Below are 16,159 nucleotides of genomic sequence, written 5' to 3' on the forward strand. Positions count from 1 at the left end.
GCGGCCCATACCGGCACGACCTGGTACTGCGCCTTCGTGGGATTCGCACCCGGGTTCGGCTATCTCACCGCACCGAACACCCGGTTGCGGGTCGGCCGGCGGGCGAGTGCACGCACCCGGATCCCGGCCGGATCCGTCGCACTGGCCGGCGGTTTTTCGGCGGTGTACCCGCGGGAAACGCCCGGCGGCTGGCAGCTCATCGGCCGTACCGAGCTGACCATGTGGGATACCGGCCGTGATCCGCCCGCCCTGATCCGGGCCGGGACGCGAGTCCGGTTCGTGAACGCGGAGACCGGCCGATGATGGTGATCGAGGAAGTGGGCCCGCTGGCCACCGTGCAGGATCTGGGCCGGCCGGGCTGGTTCGGCTCCGGTGTCGGACCGGGCGGTGCCGCCGACCGGGGCGCCCTGCGGCTGGCGAACCGGCTGGTCGGCAATCCGGAGGGGCACGCCGGTATCGAAGTCCTGCTCGGCGGACTGGTACTGCGGGCCCGGGATACGACGGTGCTCTCGGTGACCGGGGCGCCCGCACCGGCGACGATCGACAGTATGCCGGTGGGTCATGCGAGCCTGCTGGTGCTCGAACCCGGGCAGCGCTTGCGGCTGGGTTTCACCACGACGGGCCTGCGCAGCTATATCGGGGTGCGCGGGGGCGTCGACGCCGAGCCGGTACTGGGGTCACTTAGTTACGACACCCTCTCCGGCATCGGCCCGCCGCCGCTGCGGGCCGGCGGATCGATCCACAGCGGTCCACAACCGGGCGATTGGCCCGCGACCGATCAGGCACCCGGGGCCGGACCGCCCGGAGTACTCGAAATCCGCGCCCTGCCCGGCCCCCGGGACGACTGGTTCACCGACCCCGGCGCGCTGTTCACCGGTAGCTGGACGGTCGGCAGCGATACCGACCGGGTCGGCGCCCGCCTCGACCGGGCGGACGGACCGCCGCTGCGCCGGATCTCGGCCGACGAACTTCCCACCGAGGGTATGGCCCTCGGATCGATCCAGGTGCCGCCCGGCGGGCAACCGGTGGTGTTCCTGGCCGACCACCCGATCACCGGGGGGTATCCGGTGATCGCGGTGGTCGCGGATGCCGATATCGATCTGATGGCCCAGGCGCGGCCGGGTCAGCGGCTGAAATTCCGCCGGATCGCGCCGGGCCGCTGATCCCCGGGCCCGGAGTCAGGCGGGCGGATCGACCGTCGCGTGCATGAGGAAGACGTTGTAGGGCGTCCACGACGAGACGGTGAAATACAGATCCCGCGCGGTCGACCACGGATGGATGAAACCGCCGTAGGCCATGGGGTAATCGGTCGTCGACACCAGCCGCACCGGCTCGGTCCACGCCCCCTGGGGTTCATCGGCGGTCCGCAGCACGATCTCGCCGCGCACCACGTCCAGATAGATCATCTGCCAGGTTCCGGTCTCCGGGTCGACGCGGACGGATACCTCGCTGGCCGTACCCGGGACCAGTGGCGTCGCCTGATACTCCGCGGCCGGCCTCCAGTCGCCGTTCACCCAGTACTGATACGCGGACCGGTTCAGCACCTGATCGGCGGGCACCCGGGCCAGGCCCAGCATCCCGATCCGGCCGTTGGGCGTGCCGAACATGTACACGTGGTCGCCGCGCGGCACCATCGCGGTCACCTGGAAGCGGCCCAGCCCGAACATGTTCTCCCAGCGCGCGTGCTGATCCTTCACCCAGGTGGCGCCGTTGTCGTCGGAGTAGGCGAGCCCGCCGTAGTTGGTCCACCACATCCCCGGGATCCGGCTCCAGCGGTTCACCGACATGTACGAGAGGTACTGCCGGTCGCCCAAGGCGAATCCGGAGGTCGGGATGGTGGTGGTCTCCCAGTTCTTGATCTTGCGGCTGCCCAGCAGTTCGGCGGCGTGGCAGCGGCTGTCCTGCACCATGCCGTCCAATGTCAGCCCGTCGGACAGTTCCCGGTCGGTGCTGTAGCCCAGCACGTTGCTGCGCCAGTCCTGGTCGGGAGCGCCCACGCCGCCGGGGCGCCAGCCGGCGCCGAAGGTATCCCCGAAGACCACGGCGACCTGGCCGGGCTTCGTCTCCCACATCAGCCCCAGATCCGTACCGTCGACCTGCCAGCGCATATCGGTCCGGTTGGCCGAACCGGGCCCGGTGAGCTGTTCGACCAGGCGCACCGACCGCACCGCGGGAAGCGGCGCGGGCGCGGCCACCGGACCGGGTTCGACCGGGGGAGTGGCCGGCGGCGGCGCGGCCTGCGGGTCGTCGCCGGGACCACCGGGAACGGGGATCGGAATAGGCTCGATCTCCGGTTTGATCTGGATCTTCGGCAGCTGTATCGGATCCTGGGAACCCGAGCCGGAACCGGAACCGGTCGCGCTGCCGGGGCCGCTGCCGGAGGCGGAACCGCTGTCCGGCGGCCGCGGAGCCGGATCGGTGGCCCCCTCGTCGGGCGCCTCCGGTTTCGGGGTGTCCCGGATATCCGGGCACGGATTCCGGCACGGATCGGCGGGCAGCGGTTCGGGCGTGATCCGGGTGGTGTCCGGTGGCGGATCGGGGATCGGAACCGGCGTGAACTGCGGAACCGGCACCGGGATATCGATCTGCGGTGGGATCCGCACCGGCGGCGGAGGAGGGACGGACGGGTCCGGTTCCCGGGCCAGCGGGTCCAGGCCCACCTCACCGCATACGTTCACCGGCGGGGGCGCCCAAGGGAACGGCGCGGCATGCACCGGGGCCGAAACAGTGAGACAGCCGACCAGAACGAGGCCGAGAAACGCGAGCCCGCCCCGGCGCGGCCGGAACTCCTGCGCCACAGCGATCACAGCAGTTCACCGTTCTGTCGAGCCGTATTGCCGGTGTGAATTTACCCGAACCGGGCGCTCCCGGCCGGTGAAGACGGTCGGCACGGCCACGCCGCGGCCGAACACGGACGTGACCTCTGCGACTTCGGCGTAGGCGTGTGCCCGCCGGGCCAGTACGCTCGAAAGCGATCATGGCCGCGTACTTCGATCCGGGGTCCCCGTTCTCCGCGTTACGGGCGATCGACCTGGGCAAACGACTGTTCGACCAGTCCTGGTTGGAACAGTGGATCGGCTATACCACCGCCTGGGTGGAGCCGGTCGCCGATCTGAGCGCCGCAACGGTCACCGCGCTGCTGCCCGACACACTGCTCACCGTGCTCAGCGAAGGCATCCTGAGCCGGTTCGGCGGTCAGGAGATCAGCGCCACTCTGCTCGGCCACCGGCTGACGGGCACTCTCGACGTACTCAAGGTCCGCCGCCGCGGCGCGCATTTCCAGACCAAGGCCGTGCTACGGGAACTGAACTGGGACAGCCGGCATATCCACGAGGTCACGGTGATCTCGCACGAGGTCCGGCTCGTCCCCGGGGTACCGACACGGGTCCGCGCGAACCGCATCGATATCGACGGCACCGTCACCGTGGCGGCGGTCCTCGGCTGGCTCGCCGACCGGCAGCGGGAGTGGGACCTCTCCGTCACCGCCGCGGGCCGTATCCACGCCGTGCACCGGCGCAAACGGATCACCGCCGAACTGGACGCCTCGGTCACCGACGACACCCTGGAACTTGTCGTGCACCGCGCCCGGTGGTCCGGGATACCCGTGCCGCGACGCTGGCGCACGATGAACCCGATCCGGATCGCGGAGTTGCCCCACGGGGCACGCGTCCGCCGGGCCGTCCGCGAGGGCGGCCTGGTGCGCTTCACCATCGAACTGGGACCGGTGGACGGTTCCTTCGATCTGGCTCAGATCAGAGCCGCGATCGTCGCCGGAACAACCCTGATCGTGTTCTGACCGGCACGGATCCGCTCAACCCTGGGTCTGCCACCACTGCTTCAGCGCCGCTTCGGCTTCGTCACGGGTGAGTGGACCCCGGTCCAGCCGCAACTCCTTGAGATAGCGCCAGGCGCGGCCCACCTCGGGTCCGGGCGGCAGGCCCAGCAGTTCCATGATGGCGTTCCCATCCAGGTCGGGACGCACCCGGGCGAGATCCTCCTGCTCCTGCAGCCGGTCGATGCGGGCCTCGAGGTCGTCGTAGGTCGAACGCAGGGCCGCCGCCCGCCGTTTGTTGCGGGTGGTGCAGTCCGCCCGCACCAATTTGTGCAGCCGCGGCAGCAGTTCGTCGGCATCGGTTACGTAGCGGCGCACCGCCGAATCGGTCCACTGGCCCTTGCCGTATCCGTGGAACCGCAGATGCAGGAACACCAAGCGGGCCACATCCTCGGTGAACTGCTTCGGATACTTCAGCGCGCGCATCCGCTTGCGCACCATTTTCGCGCCCACCACCTCGTGGTGATGAAAGCTGACGCCGCCGCCGGGCTCGTTGCGTTTGGTGTCCGGTTTGCCGATATCGTGCAGCAGCGCCGCCCAGCGCAGCACCAGATCGGGGTCGCCCTCCTCCTGATCGATCGCCTGCTCGAGCACGGTCAGCGAATGCCAGTAGACATCCTTGTGCTGATGATGCTCGTCGATCTCCAGTTTCATCGCCGGAACCTCCGGCAGCACCCGCTGCGCCAAACCGGTTTCGCACATCATGTCGATACCGTCGATCGGATGCGCGCCGCCGATCAATTTGTCCAATTCGGCCCGGACCCGCTCCGCGGTGATCCGATCGATTTCCGGCGCCATCTCCACGATCGCCGCCCGGACCCGCGGATGCGCCCGGAAACCCAGCTGCGAAACGAAACGAGCCGCCCGCAGCATCCGCAGCGGATCATCGTCGAACGATTCCTCGGGCGCGGCCGGAGTATCGAGCACGCCGTCCAGCAGCGCCGCCATCCCATCCAGCGGATCCACGAATTCCAGCGCGCCGTCGGCCGCGATCCGCACGGCCATCGCATTCACCGTGAAATCCCGGCGCACCAGATCGCCTTCCAGGTCATCACCGAAACTGACCTGCGGATTTCGCGAGACACGGTCGTAGGTGTCGCTACGGAAAGTGGTGATTTCCAGCTGCTGGCCGTCCTTGGCCGCACTCACCGTCCCGAACGCGAGACCGCCGGTATCCCATAATTGATCGGCCCACCCCCGCAGCAGTTCCTGCACCGCCTCCGGCCGGGCATCGGTGGTGAAATCCAGATCGGTGCCCAACCGGCCCAGAATCGCGTCCCGAACGCTGCCCCCGACCAGATAGAGCTGGAAACCACGCGCCGCGAACATCTCCCCCAGCGGGGTCAGGACATCGGACAACCGGCCCAGCGATATGGCGGCCGCCGCCAGTAAACGGGTACGGCGATCCTGCACAGCGTCGTCGGACTCGGTCGAAACCACAGGCAGAGTTTATGGCGCGGCTTCGCCGCCCGGGGTTCGGCCCCGCCCTGCTGCCGGAGGCGACGCTAACCGACACTCCTCTACTATTGCGTAGTGTCTCCGGCCGATCGCGCGAACAGTCGACGCCGCCAGCCCCGGCGCCGTGGTTCGGCCGGTGGTGCGGCGAAGCCGCGTATGCGCACGGTGCGCGAGACCTCGGCCGGCGGGCTGGTCGTCGACGGATTGGACGGGCCCGCGGATAAGCGATGCGCCGCGCTGATCGGCCGCACCGACCGGCGGGGCCGGCTGCTATGGTCGCTGCCCAAAGGACATATCGAAGAGGGCGAAACCTCCGAGCAGACCGCTATTCGCGAGGTCGCCGAGGAAACCGGTATCCAGGGCGTGGTGGTCGCCGAATTGGGCAGTATCGATTACTGGTTCGTCACCGAGGGGCGGCGGGTACACAAAACGGTGCACCATTTTCTGCTGCGTTCGGTCGGTGGCGAACTATCGGACGCCGATGTGGAGGTCACCCAGGTCGACTGGGTGCCGCTGAGCGAATTGAACTCGAGGCTGGCCTATGCCGATGAGCGCAGGCTGGCCGAGGTGGCGAACCGCCTGATCGACCGGATGGAGACCGGCAAGCGATGACGCGTGGAGCGAGTCGGATCATGCTCGTGATCCTGACCATCCTCGGCTCGGTGACGGCACTGCCCACCCTGCTCGTATCCTCGGCGTACGCGCAGCCGACCGGGTCCGCCGAGGATGCCACCGCGCCGCAGTTCCTGAAGATGTCCCTGGATTCGGTGAGCCCGGGCACGGTCACCGCGGATAGCGATCCGATGCTGACGGTCACCGGGACGGTCACCAATATCGGCGACCGCGGAGTGGACGCCGTCGCGGTGCGGGTGCAGCGCTCGCGCGCGGTCGCCGATGCCAGCGAGTTGCGCACCACTTTGAAGCTCGACCAGGTCAACTACGATTTCCCGACACCGTTCCAGGACGTGGCGGCCCGGCTCGAGCCGGGTCAGCGGCAGCAGTTCACGCTGTCGGTGCCGCTGCGCGACGGCTCGGGTACATCGCTGAACATCACCGAGCCAGGTGTGTATCCGCTGCTGCTGAATGTCAACGGGACCCCGGACTACGGCGGCCAGGCGCGGCTCGACGATGCCCGCTTCCTGCTACCGGTGCTGGGCCTGCCCGCGGCCGCCGACGGCAGCGGACCGCCGGTGCCCGCCCCGGGGCATCCGCCGGTATCGGCCACCGTCCTCTGGCCGCTGGCCGACCGGCCCCGGATGGTGGCCGGTCAAACGGGTGAGCTCGATCGGACCGTCGAACTCACCGACGACGAACTGGCGGCGTCGCTGGGCCGGGGCGGACGGCTGGACGAACTGGTCGGGGCGCTGGAGTCGGTATTCGGCGCCGATCAGGCCGCCGACGGGCCCGCTTCGGCGGTCTGCCTGGCCGTCGACCCCGACCTGCTGCTGACGGTGCAGGCGATGACCAGTGAGTATCGGGTGCTGGCCAGCCCGTCGGATCCCGACGGCGCCACCCGCCCGGGCAGCGGCACCGAGGCCGCCAAGCAGTGGCTGGACCGGTTGCGCACGCTGGCGTCGTCGATGTGCACGGTCGCCCTGCCGTTCGCCCAGGTCGATATGTCGGCGCTGGCGGCGGCCAACGATCCCGCACTGACCGCCCGGGCGCTGGACGCACCCGCCTCGATAGTCGATTCGATCCTGAGCACCCGGTCGGTGCGCGGGGTGAGCCTCCCGGACGCCAGCAGTCTCGATCCCGGCGGTGCCCAGCTGCTGAAGGCCCAGGGCTTCGGTACCGCCGTGCTGGCCGGTAACGCGGTGGCGCCGGAGGGCGGTGTGGGCGACCCGTACGCGGCCGTCCCGGACGTGGTGCGGTTACCGGGGATCACGGGGGCGCAGCCGGCGCCGGCGCCGGACGGCGGTCCGACGGCACCGGACGCGGTGCCGGTCGGCGACCAGGCGCCGGCGCAGGGGCAGCAGGCTGCGGCCGGCCCGCCCGAGGCCCGCCCGGGCGCCGATCCGGCTCTGCGGGTGGCGACCTTCGACATCTGGCCCGCCGCGGCGCTGGCGGGCGTCGGCTCGAATCCGCCCACCCCGGCGTATGTGCCCGAACAGGCCAGATACCCGGTGACAAACGATTCCCGTACCGCCCGCCTGCAGGACGCGCTGGGCGCGGTGTCCTGGCAGGCGCTGCATCCGGATCCGGGCCGGCCGCGGTCACAGCTGATCATGCCGCCGCAGCAGTGGGGTGCGAACAAGGACGAGGCCGCGGCGGTACTGGGTCAGCTGAAGCTGCTCACCGACAGCAAACTGGTGGATCCACGACCGTTCGGCGACCTGATCGGCCAGAGCACCGATCCGGCGCCCTACCAGCTGGCGCCGCTGGCGGAAGCCGCCATGGAGGCGGTACCCCCGCATTTCGCGGCACCCGCCCGCGACCAGTCGCACCGCATGACGCAGTTGATGCAGGCGATGGTGGAGGTTCCCGATACCGAGCCGACGCCTCGGGCCTTCCTCGACCCGCTGCGCGACGATCTGGTGCGGGCGCTGTCGCTGTCGGATCGGCGCGGGGGCCCGACGGCCCAGGCCGAGGTATTCGCCTGGCGCCGGATCGAGAAGGCGACCGCGGCGGTCGACGATATCTACCGGTCGGTGACCGTGCTCCCGCCGGGCGGCGTGTACACCCTGGCCTCGGAATCGAGTCCGCTGCTGCTGGTGGCCCGCAACGATCTGCCCATTTCCATGCGTATCCGGTTCCGGATCGACGCGCCGCCGGAAACGAAGATCACCGATATCGGCGAGCAGTTGCTGCCGCCCCGGGGCACCCGGTCGTTCCAGGTTCCCACCGAGGTCAGCGATAGCCGCAAATTGGTCGTTCCGATCTCGCTGAGCACCCCCGAGGGGGTCCCGCTGGGGCACGCGACGTCGATCTCGGTGCGGTCGAACGCGTACGGACAGATCCTCGCGATCATCACCGCGTGTGCCGCCGCGCTGCTGTTCCTGCTGGCCGGACGCCGTTTGTGGCGCCGTTTCCACGGCGAGCACGATCCGGCCGACAAGGGTATCGATCCCGGTGTCCGGCGCCGGGTCATCCGGCTGGGCCGGGCCCGCCGGCACGACACCTCCAGGCCGGAGACCCAATTGAGCCACGAAGCCCAACAGGCGGGGCGGCGCGAACGGGTCTAGGCGTCGGGCGGGTTCCCACGGACCGATCGCGCCGGGCCGCCGGTAGCTCGCCGGTCGCCCCGGAGCATCCGGCGGGGGCCTTCCGCGATCCCGCCGCCCGATGTCGATTCCCGGTAGGGCACAGCGGCGGGCTGCGGTGACTCCGGCCGAGCCCGGTGCCTGGTAGCGGGCCTCGCGGGGGCCCGGACGCCCGGGGAGGGTGACCGGCAGCCACCGCCCGTGGAAGATGGAGACAGTGCGCGCACCGGTGATCCGGCTCCGTCCGGAGGCCGGTGCGCGGTCGGATACGGCGCGCGCACGGACCGTACAGTTCGGTGGCGCGTGCCGGGAATGTTCGACGCGACACAGGGGACAACCGGCAAGCGGGGGTCCGGGCGATACAGGAGGCATGATGAGCGACGATGAATCCTCCGCTCATCGGCAACAGCCCGGTCGACAGCCCGACGCCCAGCGAGGCCGCCGGGCCCCTCGCGCACCGTGGGAGCGCGTTCCCCTTCCTTCCGAGCAGGAGCCGGATATGAGCGGCCGGCCCGGTGAGACCGAACGTGACCGGCACCGTCCCGAAGCGTTCCGCGAAGCGCCGCCGCAACTACGCCGCAACGCCGGCCCCGAGCATCCGCAGGCACCGCCGCCGGTTCCGCGGCCCGCGCCGCGGCCCGGACCGCACCCCGGCGAGGATCGCTATGCCTCCGGCCACCCCGACGCCCGGCCGCGCCCACCCCGGCCGGCCGATCCGGCCTCGGGCGGCCACCCCGCCGTGCCGCCGTTGAACCCTCGCCCCGGCGCCCGGCCCGGGATGCAGCCGCAGAACCCGCCGCCGGGATCGCGCCCTGCGGTCCCGCCGACCGCCGCACCCGGCGCCCGGCCGCCCGCGGCGCCCCTCAATCCGCCGTCCGGTTCCCGGCCCGCCGTACCGCCCCCCAATCCGCCGTCCGGTTCCCGGCCCGCCGTACCGCCTCTCGATCCACCCGCCGGCTCCCGTGGGACGGTCCCGCCCGCGGGCCAACCGCCCGCATCGCGTCCGCCGGCACCCCGTCCTGGCCCGCCCCCCGGCGCTCCGGTCGGGGGCCGGCCGCAGCCCGGCGGACCGCGTCCAGGCGGACCATCCCCTTCCGTGGACCGTTTCCCGGGCGCCGATCTCCCGCCGCGACAGCCCCGCTCGGAGGCCGATCCGGCCGTGGGCCCGGCGTCCGAGCCCTTCCCCGCCCAGCGAATGCGGCCGGTGCAGCAGCCGCCCGACCCGAATCGCCCGCCGGGCCGCCCGGCCGCACCCGCGGACCGGCCCGGGCCGGCCGCCACCGGCCGGCCACCGCAGCCGCCGCAACGCCCGGCGCCGGTTCCCCAGGGGCATCCCGGGCGCCCGCCGGTGCCGCCGCAGCGCCAGGCGCCGGTATCGCAACCCATGCGTCAGGTACCGCCCGCACCTCCGCAACGGCCGACACCGCAGCGGATCGCCGCGGCGGCGGGCCGCAACCGGCCCGGTACGGGTCCGATGTCGGCGGTCGCGGTGGAAGAGAAACCGGCCGCGGCGACCGAGAAACCGGACAACAGCCAGTCGAAACTGCTGCGGGACTCCGGCTCGATCGCGATCGCGACGCTGATCAGCCGGATCACCGGTTTCGGCAAGCAGTTGATGCTGCTCGCGGTACTCGGGCCGGCCATCGCCAGTTCGTTCACCTCGGCGAGCCTCATTCCGAATATGATCGCCGAGCTGGTGCTGGGCGCCGTGCTGACCGCCATCGTCGTCCCCACCCTGGTGCGGGCCGAACAGGAGGATTCGGACGGGGGCGCGGCGTTCATCCGGCGGCTCGTCACGGCGGCGTCGGTCATCCTCGGTACCGCCGCGGTGCTGGCCACAGCGGCGGCGCCGATCCTGGCCACCCATGTCTTCGTCTCCTCGGACGGCAAGGTCAACACCGCGCTCACCACCGCGCTGACCTTCCTGCTGGTGCCCGCGGTGCTGTTCTACGGACTTTCCGGTCTGTTCACGGCCATCCTCAACACCCGGGGCGCTTTCAAACCGGGCGCCTGGGCACCGGTGCTCAACAACGTGGTGGTACTGCTCGTCCTGGGCCTCTACGCCTTCACCCCCGGGGAGATCACCCTGGATCCGGTGCGGATGAGTGACCCGAAACTGCTGGTCCTGGGATGCGGGGTCACGCTGGGCGTGGTCGTGCAGGCGATGAGCCTGCTACCGGCCATCCGCCGCCAGGGAATCGACCTGCGGCCGCTGTGGGGAGTGGACAACCGGCTCAAACAGTTCGGGACGATGGCCGGGGCCATCATCCTCTACGTACTGATCAGCCAGATCGGCGCGATCTTCGCGAACAACATCTCCTCGCAGGCCGACGAGGCGGGCCCGGCGATCTATCAGAACGCCTGGCTGCTGTTGCAGCTGCCCTACGGCGTCATCGGCGTCACCCTGCTGACCGCGATCATGCCGCGGCTGAGCCGCAACGCCGCCAACGACGACACCCCCGCGGTGGTGGACGACCTGTCGGCCGCCACCCGGCTCACCATGATCGCGCTCATCCCCATCGTCACCTTCCTGACGGTCGCGGGACCGCAGGTCGGTGACGCGCTGTTCGGTTACGCACGTTTCGCCGAGGACGCCTCCCGGCTGGGCACGGCGGTCAGTTTCTCGGCGTTCACCCTGATCCCTTATTCGCTGGTGCTCATCCATCTGCGCGTGTTCTACGCCCGCGAGCAGGTATGGACCCCCACCTGGATCATCCTGGGCATCACCACGATCAAGATCCTGTTCTCCGCGCTGGCACCGGTGATCGCCGAGGACAGCCAGCAGGTGGTCATCGTGCTCGGTATCGCGACCGGCCTCGGTTTCACCGTCGGCGCGGTGATCGGCGGTTACCTGCTGCATCGCAGCCTGGGCGATCTGCGGATGGCGAATGTGGGGCGGACGGTCAGCCGGGTGCTGCTGGCTTCGCTGGCCGGTGGCGCTGTCATGCTCATCGCCGACAAGGTCATGGGACTGGACCGGCTCACCGAATCCCTCGGTGGCCCGGGCTCGTTCATCCGGGTGGGCATCACCGCGATCGTGATGTTCGCGGTGGCCTTCGGCCTGATGCGGCTGGCCGGAATCCCCGAGGTGGTCGCGATCACCGTCGCGGTCTCCCGCCGGCTGGGCATCACCCCGCCCGCCCCCGCCGACCTGGATATTCCGGCCGGGGACGAGCACACGACCCGTATCCTGCGCCGCCCCGACCCGTACCTGGCATACTCCGGATTCGATTCGGCCATGGACGCGCAGAGCACAATGGTGCTACCGGTGATCCGGCCCGACTCGGTTGACCGCACCGGCCCCGGGCAGTTCCCGTACCCTGTTCGGCAGACAGGCACAAGTGGCAGATCCGCCGAAGTTGCGGCATACCAGGGCGAAGGAGGTCCGAGGGTGAGCGACGACGCGGTGGGCGACGTCCCAGCCGCCGATTCTTCCGAGAATCCGGCGAGCGGTCGCCTGTCCACCGATGTTCCCCCGGAGAGTTCGGAGCCGGGCGACCCGCGCGATCAGCGTGAGGTGGGACCGTCCGCGCCCGAATCGGACTACGGGAACGAGCAGGACGCGGGTTTCGACCCGGAGAACGAGACCGTCAGGTACGGATCGGCCGGAGAGCGCGACGATGCCGCGGACCGGATGTCCGCAGAGCATGTTCAGCGCAGCGGCGCCACGGCATCGGCCACCGATCCGGTCTACGACACCGGAATGATCCCGGTGCCGCCGATAACCCAGTCGAGCCGGGTCCAGCGCGGACCGAAACTCATCGCCGGGGCCTCGGTCGCGGGCGGGCGCTACCGCCTGCTCGCCAACCACGGCGGTTCCCGCGGCCTGAAGTTCTGGCAGGCGCTGGATATCAAACTCGACCGGGAAGTGGCGCTGACCTTCGTCGACGCCGACCAGAAGTCCGGCGGCAACTCCGGTCAGGACGGTCCGCAGGCGATTCTGTCCCGGACCCTGCGGCTGGGCCGGATCAACTCCCCGGGTCTGGCCCGGGTACTGGACGTGGTGCGCGGTAGTTCCGGCGGCATCGTGGTCGCCGAATGGACACCCGGTCGCTCGCTGCGGGAGATGGCGGAGACCGTACCGTCGCCGATCGGCGCCGCACGCGCGATCCGGGTGCTCGCCTCGGCCACCGAGATGGCGCACCGCAGCGGCGGCGCCCTGTCGATCGACCACCCCGACCGCATCCGGATCAGCGCCTCCGGCGACGCCGTTCTCGCCTTCCCGGGCACGCTCGGCGACGCCGATCCACAGAGCGACGTCCGCGGTCTGGGCGCCATGCTCTACGCCCTGATCACCGCGCGCTGGCCGCTGCGGACCGGCGGTATGAGCGGTAGCGCGGCCACCGTCGGCGGGCTGCGGATGGCGGACTACGGCCCCGACGGCACCCCCGTCGAACCCCGGCAGATCCGGCCCGAGGTGCCCTTCGAGATCTCCGCGGTCGCGGTGCGCTCGCTGGAGCCGAACAAGGGCGTCCGGACCGCCGCCACCATCCAGCATGTGCTGGAGCAGGCCTCGGTGGTGGACCAGAAGACCGATTTCATCCCCGTGCTGCGCCTGGGCCAGCGGGCCCCGGCACCGGCCGACGAATCCCTGGCCGATCCGGAACTGCTTGCCGCCGAGCGCGACAGGTCGCAGCGGATGATGTGGATCATGGTGGCCCTGGGCATTCTGACCGCCCTGGTCGTCGGCATCGTCATCTGGTGGCTGGTGAGCGTGTTCGCACCGGGAGACTCCAGCGAGCCGCTCAACGAACAGCAGGTCATCGGTCTCACCACCAGCCGGGCCCCGGAGGAGACCGGTGATCCGGCCGCACCGTCGGCCCCGGCTCCGGCGGCCGCCGGCGTGCCGGTGCCGGCCACCGGCGTCACGGTCTTCTCGCCCGAGGGCACCCCGGACGACCCCGCCGGAGCGGCCACGACCACCGACGGCAATCCGGCCACCTTCTGGCGCACTGATCAGTACTTCCAGCAGTTCCCGGCCCTGAAAAAGGGCGTCGGCCTGCTGGCGACCCTGCCCGGCCCGACCACCCTCACCGGCGTCACGATCACCTCGCCCACCCCGGGTACCTCGGTCGAGATCCGCACCTCACCCACCGAAACACCCACCCTGGATCAAACCCAGCTGGTGGGCACCGCGGTCCTCGGCGACGGGGTCACGGAGGTGCCGATCCAGACGGATCAGTCGGCACGCTACGTCCTGATCTGGGTCACCGGGCTGGGCAACAACGGAGGACAGTTCCAGAGTTCCATCGCCGAACTCGGATTCGAGGCCAAGCCCTGACAACCGCGACCGGGCCCGTACCGGGCCGCGGTCCGGACCGAATCGGTTGCCGCCCGATCGAACACCGGGATATGATCACGCCCGCGCTCTCAGGAGGGGAGCCAGGCGGGATGAGGGGTTCGTCTCGCACGCTGCCACACAGTTGGTTCCAGTGGCCGGCCGATGGCCGTCGTCGTTGGTGAGCGCTTTTCGAGGGGTTGGGTATTGTCGTCCGAATCGAACGCGGGGATTCGCGGAGAAACCGCGCGCCCCGGCACGGGCGGGGCATACGGGTCCGGCTTCGATTCGATTACCGATACCGAATTGCTTCGTGCCCATGCCGAGGGCGCACCACACGCCTTCGCGGAGCTCCTGCGCCGCCACAACGACCACCTGTGGCAGACCGCCGTCCGGGTCTCCTACACGCCCGAGGACGCCGCGGACTCCCTCCAGGAGGCGCTGTTGTCCGCGCATCGCAACGCGGCCTCGTTCCGCGCCGAATCCGGGGTGCGAACCTGGCTGCACCGCATCGTGGTCAATGCCTGCCTGGACCGGATCCGGCGTAACCGTGCCCAGCGCGCCGTTGTGCTGCCGCCCGAGGTCTGGCCCGAGATATCGGACCGCTCCGACGAATACGGCCGCATCGATATCTCGATAGTGCTCGAACGCGCCCTGTTCCAGCTGCCGGCCGACCAGCGGGCGGCGGTGGTCGCGGTGGATGTGGAAGGCTACAGCGTCGCCGACGCGGCGGAACTGCTCGGCGTACCGGTGGGTACCGTCAAGAGCAGATGCGCACGTGCCCGGCAGCGTTTGAAGGCCGAACTGGATTCACTCGATGCGGAGGGGAACCGGATGTAGGTCTTCCGCGTCAGATCAAGTGACATATTTTCCCGCCCGGACGGTATGTACTCCGGAGAAGTACGAACAGCCCGCATACGAACAACCGCCGCAGGAATCGATACCCGAGCCAGATGGACGCAGCAGCATTGGAGGTGCGAAGGTCATGAAGCCCGATCCGCAGCCTCCCTTCCCTCCGGAACTGCTGGCCGACCTGCACGCGGGCAATGTCGACCCGGAACTCGCCGCCCGGTTGTGGCCGGTGGTCCGCGACGATCCCGACGCCCGCCGCTATCTCGACTCCCTGGACGAGGTGAGCCGATCACTGGCCGGTCTCGCCCGATCCGGCGGTATCGCCTGTCCGATGCCGCCGGATATCGCGGCGCGGCTCGAAGGTTTCGCCGAATCCCTGGGCCGCGAGGCCGCGGATCGGGTTCGGCCCGCGGATGTCGCGGCGGACAGCGGCGAGGTGGTCTCCCCGGTCGGCGTATCTTCGGGCGCTGTCCGGGCACTGCCTCGGGTTGCCACCGAAAACCCCTCCACCGCAACCGCTCCCGCGTCGGAATCCGCTCCGGCAGCACCGATCCCCATCGACAGCCGTCGCCGCCGCAGGCGGGCCGCGGCAACGCTGGCCGCGGCCGCCTTGGTGGTGATCGCCGCGGCCGCCACAGTTATCGGGCTGCGTCCCGGCACGGACTCGGCGCCGCCGACCGCCGCACCGCCCACAGGCGAAACCACCGTTCCGGGCGGCATATTGGATACCGCGGTCGCCATGCGCGCACTCGGGCGCAACGATGTCAGTGGCAGACTCTCCGATCCCGCCGCGCTCGCCGCCTGCGTCCGGGCCAATGAGATCGAGCGCCCGGTACTGGGTTCCTCCGAGATGCGGTTCGAGGGCCGCGACGATGCCGTGCTGATTCTCGTCGGGGGGCGCAACGGCGCCCAGATCACCGCCATGGTCGTCGGCTCCGGATGCGGACCGGGCAACCCCGAGCTTCTGGCCATCACCGATATCGGCTGACCCGGTGCGGCCGGTTACCGGGGGAACAAAGCGCGTCTACCCTGTTGTTGACCGAAACGTCCCCGTCAGCTCCTCCGGAAGGGCCCCATGAGCACGCCAGTTCGCGACCTGATCATCGTCGGCTCCGGGCCGGCCGGCTATACCGCCGCCGTATACGCCGCCCGTGCCGAACTCGAGCCGCTGGTGTTCGAGGGCACCCAGTTCGGCGGCGCGCTGATGACCACCACCGAGGTGGAGAACTACCCGGGTTTCCGCGACGGCATCATGGGTCCCGACCTGATGGAACAGATGCGTGAACAGGCAAAACGCTTCGGCGCCGAGATCCGCACCGAGGACGTCGACGCTATCGATCTGAGTGGCCCCGTGAAGAAGGTCACCGTTTCCGGCGATGTGTACGAGGCGCACGCCGTGATCCTCGCCATGGGGTCCGCGGCCCGGTACCTGAACGTCCCGGGGGAGCAGGAACTGCTCGGCCGCGGTGTCAGCGCCTGCGCCACCTGCGACGGCTTCTTCTTCAAAGGCCAGGACATCGTGGTGGTCGGTGGCGGTGA

The 16,159-nt window shown here is 70.2% G+C and carries 11 protein-coding genes; 9 read left to right on the forward strand and 2 right to left on the reverse strand.

The window, feature by feature from the left end; all coding sequences use genetic code 11:
- Together ACWDU1_RS16065 and ACWDU1_RS16070 are read left to right on the forward strand one after the other, a co-directional pair.
- Positions 1-303, forward strand: a 303-nt coding sequence (locus ACWDU1_RS16065) for a 5-oxoprolinase subunit B family protein (protein WP_449999198.1), incomplete at its 5' end; no start/stop codon positions are given.
- Positions 300-1,163: a 5-oxoprolinase subunit C family protein gene (locus ACWDU1_RS16070; protein WP_449999200.1), complete on the forward strand. Its 864-nt coding sequence runs from the start codon at positions 300-302 to the stop codon at positions 1,161-1,163. The genes ACWDU1_RS16065 and ACWDU1_RS16070, both read left to right, overlap by 4 nt.
- A gap of 15 nt (positions 1,164-1,178) precedes the next feature.
- Here ACWDU1_RS16070 and ACWDU1_RS16075 read toward each other — a convergent pair whose 3' ends face one another.
- Positions 1,179-2,744 carry a DUF4185 domain-containing protein gene (locus tag ACWDU1_RS16075; RefSeq protein WP_449999210.1) on the reverse strand — a complete coding sequence of 522 codons (1,566 nt, stop codon included), beginning with the start codon at positions 2,742-2,744 and terminating at the stop codon, positions 1,179-1,181.
- Positions 2,745-2,977: 233 nt separating this feature from the next.
- On the opposite strand from ACWDU1_RS16075, the gene ACWDU1_RS16080 reads away from it, so the two are divergent.
- Positions 2,978-3,796, forward strand: coding sequence for a hypothetical protein (locus ACWDU1_RS16080; protein ID WP_449999201.1), 819 nt, complete (start codon positions 2,978-2,980; stop codon positions 3,794-3,796).
- 15 nt (positions 3,797-3,811) lie between these two features.
- Here the strand turns inward: ACWDU1_RS16080 and ACWDU1_RS16085 are convergent, their stop codons facing one another.
- Positions 3,812-5,272, reverse strand: coding sequence for a CCA tRNA nucleotidyltransferase (locus tag ACWDU1_RS16085; RefSeq protein WP_449999202.1), 1,461 nt, complete (start codon positions 5,270-5,272; stop codon positions 3,812-3,814).
- Between the two features lie 93 nt (positions 5,273-5,365).
- Between ACWDU1_RS16085 and ACWDU1_RS16090 the strand changes: the two genes are divergently transcribed.
- The 6 genes from ACWDU1_RS16090 to ACWDU1_RS16115 form a co-directional block, all read left to right on the forward strand.
- Complete coding sequence (locus tag ACWDU1_RS16090; RefSeq protein ID WP_357425347.1) at positions 5,366-5,902, forward strand: NUDIX hydrolase; 537 nt, start codon at positions 5,366-5,368, stop codon at positions 5,900-5,902.
- Positions 5,903-5,922: 20 nt separating this feature from the next.
- Complete coding sequence (locus ACWDU1_RS16095; RefSeq protein ID WP_449999204.1) at positions 5,923-8,472, forward strand: DUF6049 family protein; 2,550 nt, start codon at positions 5,923-5,925, stop codon at positions 8,470-8,472.
- A 1,492-nt stretch (positions 8,473-9,964) separates the two neighbouring features.
- Entirely contained in the window at positions 9,965-13,771 is a 3,807-nt protein-coding gene (locus ACWDU1_RS16100) for a murein biosynthesis integral membrane protein MurJ (RefSeq protein ID WP_449999212.1), read from the forward strand.
- Positions 13,772-14,074: 303 nt separating this feature from the next.
- The gene (gene sigM, locus ACWDU1_RS16105; protein WP_449999205.1) at positions 14,075-14,608 is read left to right on the forward strand and encodes an RNA polymerase sigma factor SigM; all 534 of its coding nucleotides are present in this window, start codon (positions 14,075-14,077) and stop codon (positions 14,606-14,608) included.
- Between the two features lie 145 nt (positions 14,609-14,753).
- Complete coding sequence (locus ACWDU1_RS16110; RefSeq protein WP_449999207.1) at positions 14,754-15,608, forward strand: hypothetical protein; 855 nt, start codon at positions 14,754-14,756, stop codon at positions 15,606-15,608.
- A gap of 87 nt (positions 15,609-15,695) precedes the next feature.
- A partial coding sequence (locus ACWDU1_RS16115; protein WP_449999209.1) for an NAD(P)/FAD-dependent oxidoreductase occupies positions 15,696-16,159 on the forward strand: 464 nt, incomplete at its 3' end.

It is taken from the genome of Nocardia sp. NPDC003345, assembly GCF_053589395.1.

What these genes read in the sequence shown, in the direction of transcription:
- ACWDU1_RS16110 (WP_449999207.1), top strand. Translation starts at nt 14,754, where the DNA reads ATGAAGCCCGATCCGCAGCCTCCCTTCCCTCCGGAACTGCTGGCCGAC.
- ACWDU1_RS16070 (WP_449999200.1), top strand. Translation starts at nt 300, where the DNA reads ATGATGGTGATCGAGGAAGTGGGCCCGCTGGCCACCGTGCAGGATCTG.
- ACWDU1_RS16095 (WP_449999204.1), top strand. Translation starts at nt 5,923, where the DNA reads ATGCTCGTGATCCTGACCATCCTCGGCTCGGTGACGGCACTGCCCACC.
- ACWDU1_RS16100 (WP_449999212.1), top strand. Translation starts at nt 9,965, where the DNA reads ATGTCGGCGGTCGCGGTGGAAGAGAAACCGGCCGCGGCGACCGAGAAA.
- ACWDU1_RS16080 (WP_449999201.1), top strand. Translation starts at nt 2,978, where the DNA reads ATGGCCGCGTACTTCGATCCGGGGTCCCCGTTCTCCGCGTTACGGGCG.